Here is a 14,743-nt window from a genome sequence, read left to right as displayed (position 1 = left end):
CCCGAGGTAGCCGGCCTACGCGGGCCCGAACAGCTCGGCCAGGGTGTCGTGGAGTTCGGGATCCGCCAGGATGACGACCTCGTCGCCGGCCTGAAGTTTGGTGTCGCCGCGGACCGGGACCAGACCGGTGGTGCGAACCACGATGCTCACCCAGATGTCGCCGACCCGGTCACCGAGCCCCTCGACCGTGTAGCCCTCCGCGGCGGACCCCTTCGCAACGCTGAAGCGATGGGCCCCGTGCGGTTCGTCCGCCAGCCGGACGCCGATCTCCCAAGGCTGGGTCTCCACGGTCCGCATGGGCAGCCGCAGCAGGTTCGCGACGCCGGGCACCGAGCTGCCCTGCACCAGCACCGAGAAGATCACGACCACGACCACGATGCCGTAGAGGCGTTCGGCGTCGGGGACGTGCGCGGCGCGCAGCAACTCGCCCAGCAGGATCGGCACCGCGCCCTTGAGCCCGGCGAACATGATGAAGATGCGTTCGTTTCGCTGCAGCCGGACGGGAACCAGGCAGGAGCCCACCGCCAGCGGCCGGATCACCAATGTCAGCGCGACACCGAGGGCGACGCCGGGAATCCACACCTCCGGATGGGCGAGCACGTTGATGTCGACGGTCAGCCCGAGGAACGCGAACGCGACGATTTCGGCCAGACCGGCCAGGGCGGCGTGGAACCGCTTGATCTCCGGCTTGTACGGCGCGCGGGCGTCGCCGATCACGATGCCGGCGACGAATACGGCCAGGAAACCCGAGCCGTGCGCGAGCGTGGCGATGCCGTACAGCATCAGGCACGACGCCAGCGTGCGCAGCGAGTAGAGGCCCTCGCTCGGCAGGGCGACCCGGCGCATGAAGACGAGCAGGGCCCGGCCGCCGATCACCCCGACGGCCAGTCCGACCACCATCTGGAGAGCGAATTGCGTTCCCACATCGGCGAATCCGGCCGCACTGAGGCCACCGGCGGCGATCAGGCTGGACATCAGGGAGATGCCGACCGGGTCGTTGGCGCCGGACTCGCCCTCGAGGATGGTGCTGCTGCGCCCCCTGATCTCGCGTTTGCCCAGGACGGAGAAGACCACGGCCGGATCGGTAGGGGCCACCGCCGTGGCGACGAGTACCGCGGGGAACCAGCCGATCCCGAATGCGTAGTGCACCACCAGCGCCGCCCCAGCGGCGGTGAGGGCGGTTCCCACCACGCCCAACGACAGGATCGGGACGACCGCCGCGCGGAACCGCGATGGTCCGATGTGCATGCCGCCGTCGAACAACACCAACACCAGCGCGATGGTGATCACCCGCTCGACGGTCGGCTCGGACGGAGACTGCACCGCCGGCACCGCGTGCACCGCCACGGCGGCCCCGACCAGCACGAGCAGGGGCACCGGGATCTTCACCCGTTCGGTGAGGCGGTTCGCCAGGACCGCGACCAAACCGACTGCGCTGCAGAACAAAATGATCAGCGCGTAGCGAAGAGTTTCCGTCACGATGGCCGCGGTCCCCTACCGCTGGACACATCGACGGGCGCGGCCCGCACTTCGGTGGTAGGCACCTAAGCCTCTCGGTCGGTCGACAAGGACATCGCCGACCAGACTTCCCGGCACACCGTGACGGAGTCTATCGGCTGCGGCGCCCTTCCTCTAATCGCTAACGGGTCAGCAGCGCGACGCATTCGGTGTGATGCGTGAGCGGGAACGCATCGAACACCTTGATCTTCTCGACGGCGTAGCCGCGGCCGAGGTAGAGCCCGATGTCACGGGCGAAAGACGCGGCCTCGCAACCGATGTGCACTATACGCGGGACACCGGCCGCGGCCAGCAGATCGACGATTTCGCGCCCGGCCCCCGCACGCGGCGGATCCAGCACCGCCACATCTGCTGTTGAGGCGCTGGATCGCTGCGCGTTGAGCACCCGCCGCACCGAGTCGGTGACGACCTGCACCTGCGGCAGGTCGTCCAGCGCCGCCCGGGCGGCGCGGGTGGCCGCGCGCGAGGTATCGACGCTCAGCACCCGACCGGACTCCCCGACCGCGGCCCCGAGCGCCGCGGCGAAAACGCCGGCGCCGCCGTACAGATCCCATGCGGTCGCGCCGGTGTCCGGCTGCGCCCAGTCGGCGACCAGGCGGCTGTACACGATGGCCGCGCCGCGGTGCGCCTGCCAGAAGGCCGTCACCGGGATCTGCCAGCTGCGGCCGTCGACCCGCTGCACCGCCTCGTAGCTGCCCTCGACGACCTTGGTCGCGGTCTTTTTGCCCTGCCGCAGCGTGCGCACCACGTGGCGGGCACCGTCGTCGTCCACGACGACGTGCAGCTGAGCGGCCGGCGGCCACTCGGATTCGGCGATCCCGTCGAGCATGCCGGCCGGCAATTGCGCGCAGCGCAGGTCGGTCACCAGCTCGTCGCTGTGATACCGGTGAAACCCGGCGCGGCGGTCGGCGCCCACGTCGAGCCGGACCCGAGTGCGCCAACCCGTCGGCCCGGAGCCCGGGAGCGGTTCCGCCCCGCCATCCCAGCGGTGTCCGCCCAGCCGCTCCAGTTGATTGGCCACCACTTGCGCCTTGATCGCGCGGGCCGCCTCCGGGGCGGCGAACGCCAAGTCACAGCACCCGGCGCCATCCACCCCGGCGATCGGGCACAGCGACTCGACGCGGTCGGCCGAAGGCTCGAGCACCTCGACAACCTCGGCGTGCCAATAAGATCCACGGTCGGCGGTGACCCGGACCCGCACCCGCTCACCCGGCAACGCGTAGCGGACGAACACCACGCGTCCCTCGTGGTGCGCCACGCAGCTGCCGCCGTTCGCCGGGGCGCCGGTGACCAACGTCAGCTCCTCGTGCGGGGGCGCCACCGCGGCGGGTGCGCGGGGGGATTCGCGGGTCAATCGAAGATTCCCCGACGAGTGTCCCCCGGGGCCACGTGGTGCTGCAGCGTCTGCAGCCGTTCCGACGAATTCAGTTGCCACGGAACAGAAGTCACCATCACGTTGGGCATGAACAACAGCCGGCCCTTGAGCCGCAGCGCGCTCTGGTTGTGCAACACCTGCTCCCACCAATGGCCCACCACGTACTCGGGAATGAACACGGTGACGACGGTGCGCGGCGATTCCTTGCTGACGCGCTTGACGTAATCCAGTATGGGCCGGGTGATTTCGCGATACGGCGAGGCGATGACCTTCAGCGGCACGCTGATGTCGCTTTCCTCCCACTGGTGCACCAACTCGCGGGTTTCCCCGTCGTCCACGCTGACCGTGAGCGCCTCGAGCGCATCGGGGCGCGTCGCCCTGGCGTAGGCCAGCGCGCGCAGCGTCGGGAGATGCAGCTTGGACACCAGCACCAGCGCGTGATTGCGGCTGGGCAACACCACATCGTGCTGGGCGGCGGCCTGCTCCTCCAGTTCCCGGCTGACGGTGCCGTAGTGGCGGTGGATCATCTTCATCATCCCGAACAGCAAGCCCATGGCGAAAAGCGCGATCCACGCGCCGGCGACGAACTTCGTCACCAGGACGACCAACAAAACCGCGCCGGTGGAGAGCAATCCGACGGTATTGACGACCCGGGAGCGCATCATCTTGCGCCGCGCCCGCGGATCGGTCTCGGTGCGCAGCAATCGAGTCCAGTGCCGCACCATGCCGATCTGGCTCAGGGTGAACGAAATGAACACGCCCACGATGTACAGCTGGATCAGGGCGGTGACCTCGGCGCGGAACGCGATGATCGCCAGCAGCGCCGCACCGGACAGGAACAGGATCCCGTTGGAGAACGCCAACCGGTCCCCGCGGGTGTGCAGCTGGCGCGGCAGGTAACTGTGCTGCGCCAGCACCGAGCCGAGCACCGGGAAGCCGTTGAACGCGGTGTTGGCTGCCAGCACCAGGATGAGCGCGGTCACCGTGGCGATCAGCAGGAAGCCGATGTGGAAGCTGCCGAACACCGTTTCCGCCAGCTGGGTGACCAGGGTTTTCTGGTAGTAGCCCGGCGGGGCGCCGGCCAGTTGCGTGGCGGGATCCTCGACCAGCTGGACGCGGATCTGCTGGGCCAGCACGATGATGCCCATCAGCAGGGCCACCGCGATCGCCCCCAGCATCAGCAACGTCGTCGCCGCGTTGCGCGACTTGGGCTTCTCGAAAGCCGGGACGCCATTGCTGATGGCCTCCACACCGGTCAGCGCCGCGCAGCCCGAGGAGAAGGACCGCGCCACCAGGAATGCCAGTGCGAAGCCGACGACCTGGCCGTGCTCGGCGTGCATCTGGAAGCCGGCCGACTCCGCGCGCAGCGGGTTGCCCAGCACGAAGATCCGGAACAGGCCCCAGCCGATCATGATGAAGACGCCGATGATGAACGCGTAGGTCGGAATGGCGAACGCCACCCCGGACTCCCGGATGCCGCGCAGGTTCAACGCCATCACCAGCAGGATCGCGGCCACGCAGAACCACACCTTGTGCTGGGCCACCAGCGGGATGGCGGAGCCGATGTTAGACATCGCCGACGCCGTCGAAACGGCAACAGTCAGAACGTAATCCACCATCAGGGCGCTCGCGACCACCAGGCCTGCGGTGTCACCGAGGTTGGTGGTGACCACCTCGAAGTCGCCGCCGCCCGACGGGTAGGCGTGCACGTTCTGCCGGTAGCTGGCCACCACGACCAACATCACCGCGGCCACGGCGAGACCGATCCAGGGCGTCAACGCGTACGCGGACAGGCCGGCCACCGAGAGCATCAGGAAGACCTCTTCGGGCGCGTACGCCACCGATGACAACGCGTCGGAGGCGAACACCGGCAAGGCGATCCGCTTGGGCAGCAGGGTGTGACTCAGCCGGTCGCTGCGAAACGGCCGGCCAATTAGCAACCGACGCGCTGCGGTTGAAAGTTTGGACACGAGAGCCAAGAGTAAGCCCACAAGGGTTTGGCGGTAGCTTCGTAGGCGAGAATGTTTGCCGACCCGAAATCGGCTGGCCGACGTGGGTTGCCGATCGGGGCGCAGGACGCGGCCGAGAGGATCGGAAAGTGCGAGTAGTGGTGATGGGCTGTGGCCGCGTCGGTTCCTCCGTGGCCGACGGGCTATCGCGGATCGGCCACGACGTCGCGGTCATCGACCGCGACAGCACCGCGTTCAACCGGCTCAGCCCCGAGTACGCCGGGGAGCGGGTGTTGGGGCAGGGGTTCGACCGGGACGTATTGCTGCGGGCCGGCATCGAGGAGGCGGACGCGTTCGCCGCCGTGTCGTCCGGTGATAACTCGAACATCATCTCGGCGCGGCTGGCCCGGGAGACCTTCGGCGTCAAGCGGGTTGTCGCCCGGATCTACGACGCCAAGCGGGCCGAGGTCTACGAACGCCTCGGCATCCCCACCATCGCCACCGTGCCCTGGACCACCGATCGCCTGCTGAACGCGCTGCTGCGCGACACCGAGACCGCGAAATGGCGGGACCCGACCGGCACGGTGGTTGTCGCCGAGGTCGTCCTGCACGAGGAGTGGATCGGGCAGCGCGTCACCGATCTCGAGCAGGCCACCGGCGCCCGCGTGGCGTTCCTGATCCGGTTCGGTGCAGGCGTATTGCCGGAACCGAAATCCGTCATCCAGGCCGGCGATCAGGTCTACGTCGCCGCGATCTCCGGGCGCGCCGCCGAGGCGATCGCCATCGCGGCCATGCCCCCCAGTGAAGACCTCGGTTAAGGAGCGGCGAACATGAAGGTAGCTGTCGCCGGGGCCGGCGCGGTCGGCCGCTCCGTCAGTCGCGAACTCATCGGCAACGGCCACGACGTGACGCTCATCGAGCGCAACCCCGATCACGTCGACGTCGACGCCATCCCCGCCGCGCACTGGCGGCTCGGCGACGCCTGCGAGCTGAGCCTGCTGGAATCGGTGCATCTGCAGGACTTCGACGTGGTGGTCGCCGCGACCGGCGACGACAAGGCCAACGTCGTGCTCAGCCTGCTGGCCAAGACCGAGTTCGCGGTGCCCCGGGTCGTGGCCCGGGTCAACGATCCCCGCAACGAGTGGCTGTTCACCGACGCCTGGGGCGTGGACGTGGCGGTGTCCACGCCGCGCATGCTCGCCTCGCTCATCGAAGAGGCCGTCGCGGTCGGTGATCTGGTGCGGCTCATGGAATTCCGCCGCGGGCAGGCCAACCTCGTCGAGATCACCCTGCCCGACGACACGCCCTGGGGCGGCAAGCCGGTGCGCCGCCTGCAACTGCCCCGGGACGCCTCGCTGGTCACGATCCTGCGCGGTCCGCGGGTGATCGTGCCCGAGGCGGACGAGCCGCTGGAGGGCGGCGACGAACTGCTCTTCGTCGCGGTCGCCGAGGTCGAAGAGGACCTGCGCAAGCTCCTGCTGCCGGACGGCCCGCCGCTCGACGGCTAGTCGCCGACCGCGAGCATGGAACGCTGCGCGGACTTGATCGCCAGGTACGTCGCGAGCGCGGCCGCCACGGTCAGCGGCCACCCCATAGCGATGCGTGCGACGGCCAGCCAGCCGGTCTGGTCGGCGTTGTAGAGCAGGCCCTGGACCACGAACCGCGCGGCGAACACCAGCACCCAGCAGACCGAGGCGAGGTCGAACGCGTGGACGGCGCGCGGAACATCGCGCCAGCCGTGGCCCCGCCCGGTGGCCCAGGTCCACACGTAGCCGACCAGCGGCCGCCGCATGACGACCGACACCGCGACGACCACCGCCCACACCAGCGACATCCAAATGCCCAGTAGGAAGTAGCCCTTGGACTCCCCCACGATGTAGGCGATGAGCGCGCAGATCGCCACGCCGAAGAATCCCGAGAGGGCCGGCTGTACTGAATCGCGGCGGATCAGGCGCCACACCAGGACCAGCGCGGCCGCGCTCAACGCGGAGGCGATGGCCGCCAACAAGCCCGACAGGCTCGACGCAATGACGAAGATCACAACGGGCAGCGAAGAATAGATGACGCCGCTGACCCCGCCCGCCTGGCGCAGTAGACGTTCGGCCGTGACGCGGTTGACGGTCGCGCGCTCAGCAGCGCCCGACTCGTGGGGTCCCGAACTCGACCCCAAATCGCCGGGTTGGGTCACCGCTGAATTTCGTAGTGCGGGTTGTAGATGGCCTTGGTTCCGTTCTCCAGCTTGCCCAGCCGGCCGCGTACCCGCAGCTTGCGGCCCGAGTCGATGCCGGGTATCCGGCGCTGCCCCAACCAGACCAAAGTGACGGTGTCGGTGCCGTCGAACAGCTCGGCGCGGACACCGCCCGCACAGGCCTTGCCGTTACATTCCACGCTTCGCAGCGTGCCGACCATCGTGACCTCTTGGCCGCGCTCGCAGTCGATGACTCGTTGCGCGCCGGTAAGTGCGACCTCGTCGGACAACTCCTCCGAGTCGCGTTGCTCCGGTGCCTCCGTCAAGCGGCGGGTGAGCCGGCGCAGATATCCTTGGGCCCCCATGGCCCCTCCTGACAATGCCGATAAGCCTTGGCGCTTCCATTTATGCCAACGGACACCGTAGACCTGTTGGTTCCCACGCGCCAACCGACTCAAACACCGATGTTGGGCGCAGATGAACGCCGGGGCAATATCAGGGGATGGCTGTCGATCTGCGGGGTGTGACGACCGTCTTGCTGCCCGGCACGGGGTCCGACGACGACTACGTTCGCCGGGCGTTTTCGGGCCCACTGCGCGAGGCCGGCGCCGTTCTGGTGACCCCGCCGCCCAACCCGGATCGGCTGATCGACGGCTACGTGTCCGCGTTGGACGCCGCCGCGCGCACGGGCCCGATAGCCGTCGGCGGCGTCTCGATCGGCGCGGCGGTCGCGGTCGCCTGGGCACTGGCGCACCCGGCCCGGACGGTCGCCGTCCTGGCCGCGCTGCCGGCCTGGGCCGGGGAACCCGAAACGGCGCCCGCGGCCCTTGCGGCGCGGCATACGGCAGCGCAGCTCCGCGCCGACGGACTGGAGGCGACGACCAACCAGATGCGGGCGTCCAGCCCGCCGTGGCTGGCCGACGAGCTGGCGCGCTCGTGGCGCGCCCAGTGGCCACAACTGCCCGACGCCATGGACGAAGCCGCCGGCCACGTGGCGCCCAACCACGCCGAGCTGGCCCGGCTGGCCGTGCCACTGGCTGTGGCGTCCGCCGTCGACGATCCCATCCACCCACTGCAGGTCGGCGTGGAATGGGTTGAGGCCGCGCCGCGGGCGGCGCTGCGGACGGTCACGCTCGACCAGATCGGCTCGGACCCCGCCGCGCTGGGCGCGGCGTGCCTGGCCGCTCTCGCCGAGCTGAGCTAGCGGTTTCGGTTCAGCCGCCGGTGGTGGTGCGCAGCTGCTGCATGGCCGAGCCGTCGACGCTGCGGCGGGCCGCCGGCTGGTTTGACCCCTCCTGCGCGTCGTCTTGTTGCTGGGCCTGTTGCGCCTCGGCCTGCTGGGCGGCCGCGGCTTCCCGCAATTGCTGCGCCATCGGCTCGGGCAGCTGCACAGTCAACGGCGTGCGCACCGGAAGCGGTGTGTCACCGCGGCGAACCACGGTGTCCGCCAACGCCGCCCGCGCCTCCTGCTCGAGGGCTTCCATGGTCTCGTGGGGGCCGTTGATCACGCAGCGGATCATCCAGCGGTAGCCGTCGACCCCGATGAAGCGCACCGCACCGGAGGCGGAGCCGACCACCTCGCGGCCCCAGGGGCCGTCCTTGATGCTGACTTTGGCCGAGTCCTTGCGGAGCGAATCCGCGAGTTCGCCGGCCACTTCACGCCACAGGCCGCCCGTCTTCGGTGCCGCGTAGGCCGCGATGGTGAAGCGGCCGTTGGGCGTGACGACCCACACGGCGCTGGGAACGCCGGTCTCGGTCAGTTCGACCTGCAGCTGGCCCGCCTCCGGCATCGGAATGAGCACCGAGCCGAGGTCCAGGCGCGCTACCTCGGCGACCGACGGGTCCTCGAAATCGTCGATGTCGAACGGGCCCTCGAGTTCTTCGTCGAACTCCTCGTCGATCGGGTCGGCGGCGGGTGCCGCGTCGACCGGCTCGTCGCGGTCGTCATTGCTTCTGTTAAGTGCCATCACAAACTCGCATGTCCGCCGGAGGAACCGTGGCCACCGTCGCCACGGGATGTGTCGGCCAGCCCGGCCTCGTCGAACGACGACACCTCGACCAGCTCGACCAGCTCGACCCGCTGCACGAGCAGCTGGGCGATGCGGTCGCCACGGTGCACCACGATGGGCTCGGCGGGATCTAGGTTGATCAGCGCGACCTTGATCTCGCCGCGATAACCCGCGTCGATGGTTCCCGGACTGTTGACGATCGAAAGCCCCACGCGCGACGCCAATCCCGAACGCGGGTGCACCAACCCGACCATCCCGAACGGGATCGCGACGGCCACGCCCGTGCGAACCAGGGCGCGTCGCCCGGGTTCCAGCTTGAGATCTTCCGCGCTGTAGAGGTCCACGCCGGCGTCGCCTTGGTGAGCGCGCGTGGGCAGTGGAAGCTCGGGATCAAGACGGACGATGGCGAGACTGGTCGACACGGGGCCACAGATTACCCTTGACTGCGTGTCCGGTACGCGCGTCGCGCCGCACAGTGTGCGATATCGCGAACGACTGTGGGTGCCATGGTGGTGGTGGCCGCTCGCCTTGGGGCTGGCGGGGCTGATCGCCTTCGAAGTCAACATGGGCGTCGCCCCCCGGCCTTCCTGGCTGCCGTACGCAACGCTTTTCGCGGTGGCGGCCGGAGGCCTGTTGTGGCTGGGCCGCGTCGAGATCCGGGTGACCGCCGACCCGAACGTGCCGGGTGGGGTCGAATTGTGGGCCGGCGAGGCGCACCTGCCGGTCACCGTGATCGCCCGATCCGCCGCGGTCGCCCCGTCGGCCAAATCCGCGGCCCTGGGCCGCCAACTCGACCCAGCGGCTTACGTGTTGCATCGGGCGTGGATCGGGCCGATGATCCTGGTCGTCCTCGACGACCCGGACGACCCGACGCCGTACTGGCTGGTGAGTTGCCGCCACCCCGAGCGGGTGCTGTCGGCATTGCGCAGCTGATCCCGAAACCCGCTCAGGCCGCGCAGTCGGTACAGATCATCAGGCCGTTCTTCTCGCTGGCCAGCCGGCTGCGGTGTTGCACCAAAAAACAGCTCGAGCAGGTGAACTCGTCGGCCTGCTTCGGAATGACGCGCACCGACAACTCTTCCCCGGACAGGTCGGCGCCGGGCAGCTCGAAAGACTCAGCGGTTTCGGATTCGTCGACGTCCACCACGGCCGAGGCCGCCTCGTTGCGTCGGGCTTTGAGCTCCTCCAGCGAATCTTCCGAGACATCGTCGGTCTCGGTGCGCCGTGGAGCGTCGTAGTCGGTAGGCATATCTGTTTCCCCTGCCCTGTTGCCTCTTCATGCCTCGTTTATCAGGCATCGCTTTGTACCAGCGTCGAACGCATCCACCAAATGATTCGTGCCCGGATAGCGGTCCGGTTATGTGTGATTTACGTCACACACCCATCTTGGCCCTTGCGTTCGCCTTTGAACAGTGCGTTTAGGGTGCGACTAGAGTGCACCTGTGGTCGCACAAATCACCGAGGGTACCGCTTTCGACAAGCACGGTCGGCCCTTCCGGCGACGCAATCCCCGCCCCGCCATCGTCGTGGTCGTTTTCCTCGTGGTGGTGACGGCCGTGGTGTGGACGATCGCGCTGACCCGGCCGGCGAAGGTGCACGAGGTCGCGGTGTGCAACCCGCCGCCGAAAGGGGCCGGATCGGGGGCGCCGGCGCAGCTCGGTGAGCAGGTGTCGCGAAGCGCGATGATGGACGTCACACCCGCCAAACTCAGCGACACCAAGGTCCGCGTGCTCAACGCCAGCGGGCGGGGCGGGCAGGCCGGTGACGTCTCAGGCGCCCTGAAGGACCTCGGGTTTGCCCAGCCGACGGCCGCGAACGATCCCCTGTATGCCGGCACGCGGCTGACCTGCCAGGGCCAGATCCGCTTCGGTACGGCCGGGCAGGCCACCGCGGCGGCGGTCTGGTTGGTGGCGCCGTGCATGGAGTTGTTCAACGACAGTCGCGCCGACGACTCAGTCGACCTGGCGTTGGGTACGGACTTCACCGCCCTGGCCCACAACGACGACATCGATGCCGTGCTGGCCACGCTGCGCCCCGGCGCCACCGAGCCGTCAGACCCCGCGCTGCTCACGAAGATTCACGCCAGCAGCTGCTGAGCGCGGCCTCAATCGAGGATCGGGTCCAGGCCGTCGATTTCGTCCAAGGCGGCCAGCAGCGCGTCGGCGATTCCCGGCGCGGCGGCCAGCACCAGCCCGGCGCCTTCAATGTCGTTCGCGGGCAAGGAAACCCGCGCCCCCGCCTCGGCCGCGATCAGCGCACCGGCGGCGCAATCCCACGGCTGCAGGCCGTGCTCGTAGAACGCGTCGAGCCGGCCCGCCGCGACCATGCACAGATCCAGTGCCGCCGAACCGATCCGGCGGACGTCGCGGACCACGGGAAGCAGCCGCGCCAACAGCGCCGCCTGCGTCGCCCGCCGCTGCCGCGAGTACCCGAAGCCCGTGCCCAGCAGCGCCATCGACAAATCGTCGACCGTGGCGCACCGCAGCGGCCGCACCCCCTGATCGTCGACGACATGCGCGCCCAGACCGATGGCGGCCGAGTACACCCGGCCCGCGACGACGTCGGCGACCGCGCCCGCCACCGACATGCCCTCGACTTGCACGCCGACCGACACCGCGTACGCCGGGATGCCGTAGACGAAGTTCACCGTGCCGTCGATGGGATCGAGCACCCAAGTGACCGCGCCCGCGGGGGCACCGGCCGGGTCGGCCGGGCCGCCGCCCTCCTCGCCGAGAATCGGGTCGCCGGGCCGTAATTCGGCCAGCCGGTCCCGCAACAGGCGTTCGGTCTCCGTGTCGACGACGGTCACCGGATCGGTGGGGGTGCTCTTCGACCGGACCGCGCCGCTGCCAGAATGTTTCGAGCCCGCCGCGGACGCGCCGAATACCTCGGCGCGGCGCTGCCGCACGAACGCGGCGGCCTCCGTGGCCAGTGATTCGGCCACCGTGCGCAACCGGGCGGGCTCGTCATCTCCTCGGGTCACCGGTCTATCGCATCACAGGCGGCACGGCCCCGCAGATGCCCCGTCGGCGCACCGCCACCGGGCTAAGGTGGGCGGACAGCCTCAGCCACGTCCAGGAGCTTCGATGACCAGCACCGACTCGACCACGGATACGCCAGGCACCGGCACCGCCGTCGGCACCCCACAGCGTCGGGGATTCGGCATCGACGTCGGCGGCAGCGGCATCAAGGGCGGCATCGTCGACATGGACACCGGGCAGCTCATCGGCGAGCGGATCAAGCTGTTGACCCCGCAGCCGGCAACGCCGCCGGCGGTTGCCAAGACCATCGCCGAGGTGGTCAACGCGTTCGGCTGGACCGGCCCGCTCGGGGTGACCTATCCCGGGGTGGTCACCCATGGTGTCGTCCAGACGGCTGCCAACGTCGACAAATCGTGGATCGGCAGCAACGCGCGCGACATCATCAGCGCGGAGTTGGACGGCCAGGACGTCACGGTGCTCAACGACGCCGATGCCGCGGGGCTGGCCGAGGAGCATTACGGCGCGGGCAGAAATCAGTCCGGTCTGGTCGTGTTGCTGACGTTCGGGACCGGAATCGGCTCCGCGGTGATCCACAACGGCGTCCTGATACCCAACACCGAGTTCGGGCATCTCGAGGTCGGCGGCAAAGAAGCCGAGCAGCGCGCGGCGTCGTCGGTCAAAGAGAAGAACGGGTGGAGCTACGAAAAGTGGACCAAGCAGGTCACCCGGGTGCTGGTGGCCATCGAGAACGCGGTGTGGCCGGACCTGTTCATCGCCGGTGGCGGCATCAGCCGCAAGGCCGACAAGTGGCTACCGCTGCTGGAAAATCGCACCCCGGTGGTGGCCGCGGCGCTGCTCAACACCGCCGGGATCGTCGGCGCGGCCATGGCCTCCACCTCCGACGTGACGCACTGATTTTCGCCCGGCAGAGCCGTTGGACCGCTCACTGTCGTTACAATGGTCATCGGCGACCGCCCGAACGATAGCGTGCAAAGACCCACGCTGATCCAACGCCGACATCGACATAGCAGACACTTTCGGTTAACCATGCCCAATACCCACCGAAGGTGAGTCCAAACGAAGGGGTGTAAGTGGCAGCGACCAAGGCAAGCCCGGCAACCGAAGCGCCGGTGAAACGGACCGCCACGAAGTCCTCCCCCGCTAAGCGATCGGCGGCCAAGGCCGCTCACGGCTCCGCGCCCGCGAAACGCGCCGCCAAGGCGCCGGCACGCGCGGCCGAGGACGGAGCCGCTGCCGACACGAAGAAGACCCGCGCCGCCAAGGCGCCTTCGGGCCGCGGGACCAAAGCGGCCAAGGGCGCGCCGGCCGATTCCGACGTCGAGCTGGAGGCCGTCGAGGACCTCGACGACGCGGAGCTCGACGCCGAGCCCGGCGAAGACCTCGAGATCGACGCCGCCGACCTGAGCCTGGACGACCTGGAGGACGACGACGTCGCGCCGGCAGACGTCGACGCCGAGGACGCCGACGTCGACCCACCCGATGACAGCGAGGAGGAGGCGGCCGCCCCGGCCGCCGCCGCCGCCGCGGCTCCCGCCGATGACGACGAAGAGATCGCCGAGCCCTCCGAAAAGGACAAGGCCTCCGGCGATTTCGTCTGGGACGAAGACGAGTCCGAGGCGCTGCGCCAGGCACGCAAGGACGCCGAACTCACCGCATCCGCGGACTCGGTTCGCGCGTACCTCAAGCAGATCGGCAAGGTGGCGCTGCTCAACGCCGAGGAAGAGGTCGAGCTGGCGAAGCGGATCGAAGCCGGCCTGTACGCCACGCAGCTGATGGCCGAGATGGCCGAGCGCGGCGACAAGCTGCCCGCCGCTCAGCGCCGCGACATGATGTGGATCTGCCGCGATGGCGACCGCGCGAAAAACCATCTGCTGGAAGCCAACCTGCGCCTCGTGGTGTCGCTGGCCAAGCGGTACACCGGCCGCGGGATGGCATTCCTCGACCTCATTCAGGAAGGCAACCTGGGCCTGATCCGCGCGGTCGAGAAGTTCGACTACACCAAGGGCTACAAGTTCTCCACCTACGCGACGTGGTGGATCCGGCAGGCCATCACCCGCGCCATGGCCGATCAGGCCCGCACCATCCGCATCCCGGTGCACATGGTCGAGGTGATCAACAAGCTGGGCCGCATCCAGCGCGAGCTGTTGCAGGACCTGGGCCGCGAGCCCACGCCCGAAGAGCTGGCCAAGGAAATGGACATCACGCCCGAAAAGGTGCTGGAGATCCAGCAATACGCCCGTGAGCCGATCTCGCTGGACCAGACCATCGGCGACGAGGGCGACAGCCAGTTGGGTGATTTCATCGAGGACAGCGAGGCCGTGGTGGCCGTCGACGCGGTGTCGTTCACCCTGCTGCAAGACCAGTTGCAGTCCGTGCTGGAGACGCTGTCGGAGCGCGAAGCCGGCGTAGTACGGCTGCGCTTCGGCCTCACCGACGGCCAGCCCCGCACCCTCGACGAGATCGGCCAGGTCTACGGCGTCACCCGCGAGCGCATCCGTCAGATCGAGTCCAAGACGATGTCAAAGCTGCGCCACCCCAGCCGTTCCCAGGTGTTGCGCGACTACCTCGACTAGTAACCGCCGAACGTCCCTGTCGCGCAACGGGTCTGAATCCGAACGGAAAACCCGTCGCGGGGCGGCGCCGGCCGTCGTACGGTGACCGCATGAACCGCACACTGGTCTCCTCCGGCTCCGAATTCGAGG

At 68.9% G+C, this 14,743-nt stretch carries 16 protein-coding genes; 7 read left to right on the top strand and 9 right to left on the bottom strand.

Translation table 11 applies throughout. The features are described 5' to 3' along the window. Positions 1–15 precede the first annotated feature (15 nt). The 3 genes from A5697_RS19010 to A5697_RS19000 form a co-directional block, all read right to left on the bottom strand. Positions 16–1,479 (bottom strand): cation:proton antiporter, encoded by a 1,464-nt coding sequence (locus A5697_RS19010; protein ID WP_068011673.1) that lies wholly within the window; start codon positions 1,477–1,479, stop codon positions 16–18. Positions 1,480–1,639: 160 nt separating this feature from the next. Beyond that, positions 1,640–2,839, bottom strand: coding sequence for a class I SAM-dependent RNA methyltransferase (locus A5697_RS19005; RefSeq protein ID WP_068011672.1), 1,200 nt, complete (start codon positions 2,837–2,839; stop codon positions 1,640–1,642). A gap of 29 nt (positions 2,840–2,868) precedes the next feature. After that, complete coding sequence (locus A5697_RS19000; RefSeq protein WP_067949499.1) at positions 2,869–4,863, bottom strand: APC family permease; 1,995 nt, start codon at positions 4,861–4,863, stop codon at positions 2,869–2,871. 128 nt (positions 4,864–4,991) lie between these two features. Between A5697_RS19000 and A5697_RS18995 the strand changes: the two genes are divergently transcribed. Together A5697_RS18995 and A5697_RS18990 are read left to right on the top strand one after the other, a co-directional pair. Beyond that, positions 4,992–5,660 carry a TrkA family potassium uptake protein gene (locus tag A5697_RS18995; protein WP_156673364.1) on the top strand — a complete coding sequence of 223 codons (669 nt, stop codon included), beginning with the start codon at positions 4,992–4,994 and terminating at the stop codon, positions 5,658–5,660. Positions 5,661–5,672: 12 nt separating this feature from the next. Further along, the gene (locus tag A5697_RS18990; RefSeq protein ID WP_068011671.1) at positions 5,673–6,350 is read left to right on the top strand and encodes a TrkA family potassium uptake protein; all 678 of its coding nucleotides are present in this window, start codon (positions 5,673–5,675) and stop codon (positions 6,348–6,350) included. Here the strand turns inward: A5697_RS18990 and A5697_RS18985 are convergent. Together A5697_RS18985 and A5697_RS18980 are read right to left on the bottom strand one after the other, a co-directional pair. Then, positions 6,347–7,012, bottom strand: a complete 666-nt coding sequence (locus tag A5697_RS18985; RefSeq protein WP_068011699.1) for a DUF3159 domain-containing protein — start codon at positions 7,010–7,012, stop codon at positions 6,347–6,349. The two genes, A5697_RS18990 and A5697_RS18985, sit on opposite strands and share 4 nt — an antisense overlap. Positions 7,013–7,026: 14 nt before the next feature. Then, the gene (locus tag A5697_RS18980; RefSeq protein ID WP_067949493.1) at positions 7,027–7,395 is read right to left on the bottom strand and encodes an OB-fold nucleic acid binding domain-containing protein; all 369 of its coding nucleotides are present in this window, start codon (positions 7,393–7,395) and stop codon (positions 7,027–7,029) included. A 137-nt stretch (positions 7,396–7,532) separates the two neighbouring features. Here A5697_RS18980 and A5697_RS18975 point away from each other — a divergent pair, with 137 nt between their 5' ends. Further along, on the top strand, positions 7,533–8,234 hold the full coding sequence (locus A5697_RS18975; protein ID WP_067949492.1) for an alpha/beta fold hydrolase: 702 nt from the start codon (positions 7,533–7,535) through the stop codon (positions 8,232–8,234). Between the two features lie 10 nt (positions 8,235–8,244). Here A5697_RS18975 and A5697_RS18970 read toward each other — a convergent pair whose 3' ends face one another. Then, the gene (locus tag A5697_RS18970; protein ID WP_068011670.1) at positions 8,245–8,997 is read right to left on the bottom strand and encodes a DUF3710 domain-containing protein; all 753 of its coding nucleotides are present in this window, start codon (positions 8,995–8,997) and stop codon (positions 8,245–8,247) included. Continuing rightward, positions 8,997–9,461, bottom strand: a complete 465-nt coding sequence (gene dut / locus A5697_RS18965; RefSeq protein ID WP_067944294.1) for a dUTP diphosphatase — start codon at positions 9,459–9,461, stop codon at positions 8,997–8,999. The genes A5697_RS18970 and dut overlap by 1 nt, the downstream gene beginning before the upstream one ends. A 25-nt stretch (positions 9,462–9,486) precedes the next feature. Here dut and A5697_RS18960 point away from each other — a divergent pair, with 25 nt between their 5' ends. Continuing rightward, complete coding sequence (locus tag A5697_RS18960) at positions 9,487–9,972, top strand: DUF3093 domain-containing protein (protein WP_067944296.1); 486 nt, start codon at positions 9,487–9,489, stop codon at positions 9,970–9,972. A 13-nt stretch (positions 9,973–9,985) separates the two neighbouring features. On the opposite strand, the gene A5697_RS18955 is transcribed toward A5697_RS18960, so the two are convergent. Next, complete coding sequence (locus A5697_RS18955; RefSeq protein WP_007171590.1) at positions 9,986–10,288, bottom strand: DUF4193 domain-containing protein; 303 nt, start codon at positions 10,286–10,288, stop codon at positions 9,986–9,988. 193 nt (positions 10,289–10,481) lie between these two features. Here A5697_RS18955 and cei point away from each other — a divergent pair, with 193 nt between their 5' ends. Beyond that, positions 10,482–11,135, top strand: coding sequence for an envelope integrity protein Cei (gene cei / locus A5697_RS18950; RefSeq protein ID WP_066950310.1), 654 nt, complete (start codon positions 10,482–10,484; stop codon positions 11,133–11,135). An 8-nt stretch (positions 11,136–11,143) separates the two neighbouring features. Here cei and A5697_RS18945 read toward each other — a convergent pair whose 3' ends face one another. Continuing rightward, positions 11,144–12,022 (bottom strand): inositol monophosphatase family protein, encoded by an 879-nt coding sequence (locus A5697_RS18945; protein ID WP_068011669.1) that lies wholly within the window; start codon positions 12,020–12,022, stop codon positions 11,144–11,146. Between the two features lie 103 nt (positions 12,023–12,125). Between A5697_RS18945 and ppgK the strand changes: the two genes are divergently transcribed. Continuing rightward, positions 12,126–12,935 (top strand): polyphosphate--glucose phosphotransferase, encoded by an 810-nt coding sequence (gene ppgK / locus A5697_RS18940; protein WP_067949930.1) that lies wholly within the window; start codon positions 12,126–12,128, stop codon positions 12,933–12,935. Between the two features lie 176 nt (positions 12,936–13,111). Further along, positions 13,112–14,614 (top strand): RNA polymerase sigma factor, encoded by a 1,503-nt coding sequence (locus A5697_RS18935; protein ID WP_082953482.1) that lies wholly within the window; start codon positions 13,112–13,114, stop codon positions 14,612–14,614. The last annotated feature ends 129 nt before the right edge of the window (positions 14,615–14,743 follow it).

It is taken from the genome of Mycobacterium sp. E3251 (assembly GCF_001666835.1).
Classification (GTDB): Bacteria; Actinomycetota; Actinomycetes; order Mycobacteriales; family Mycobacteriaceae; genus Mycobacterium.
This window is presented reverse-complemented; position numbering and strand designations above follow the sequence as displayed.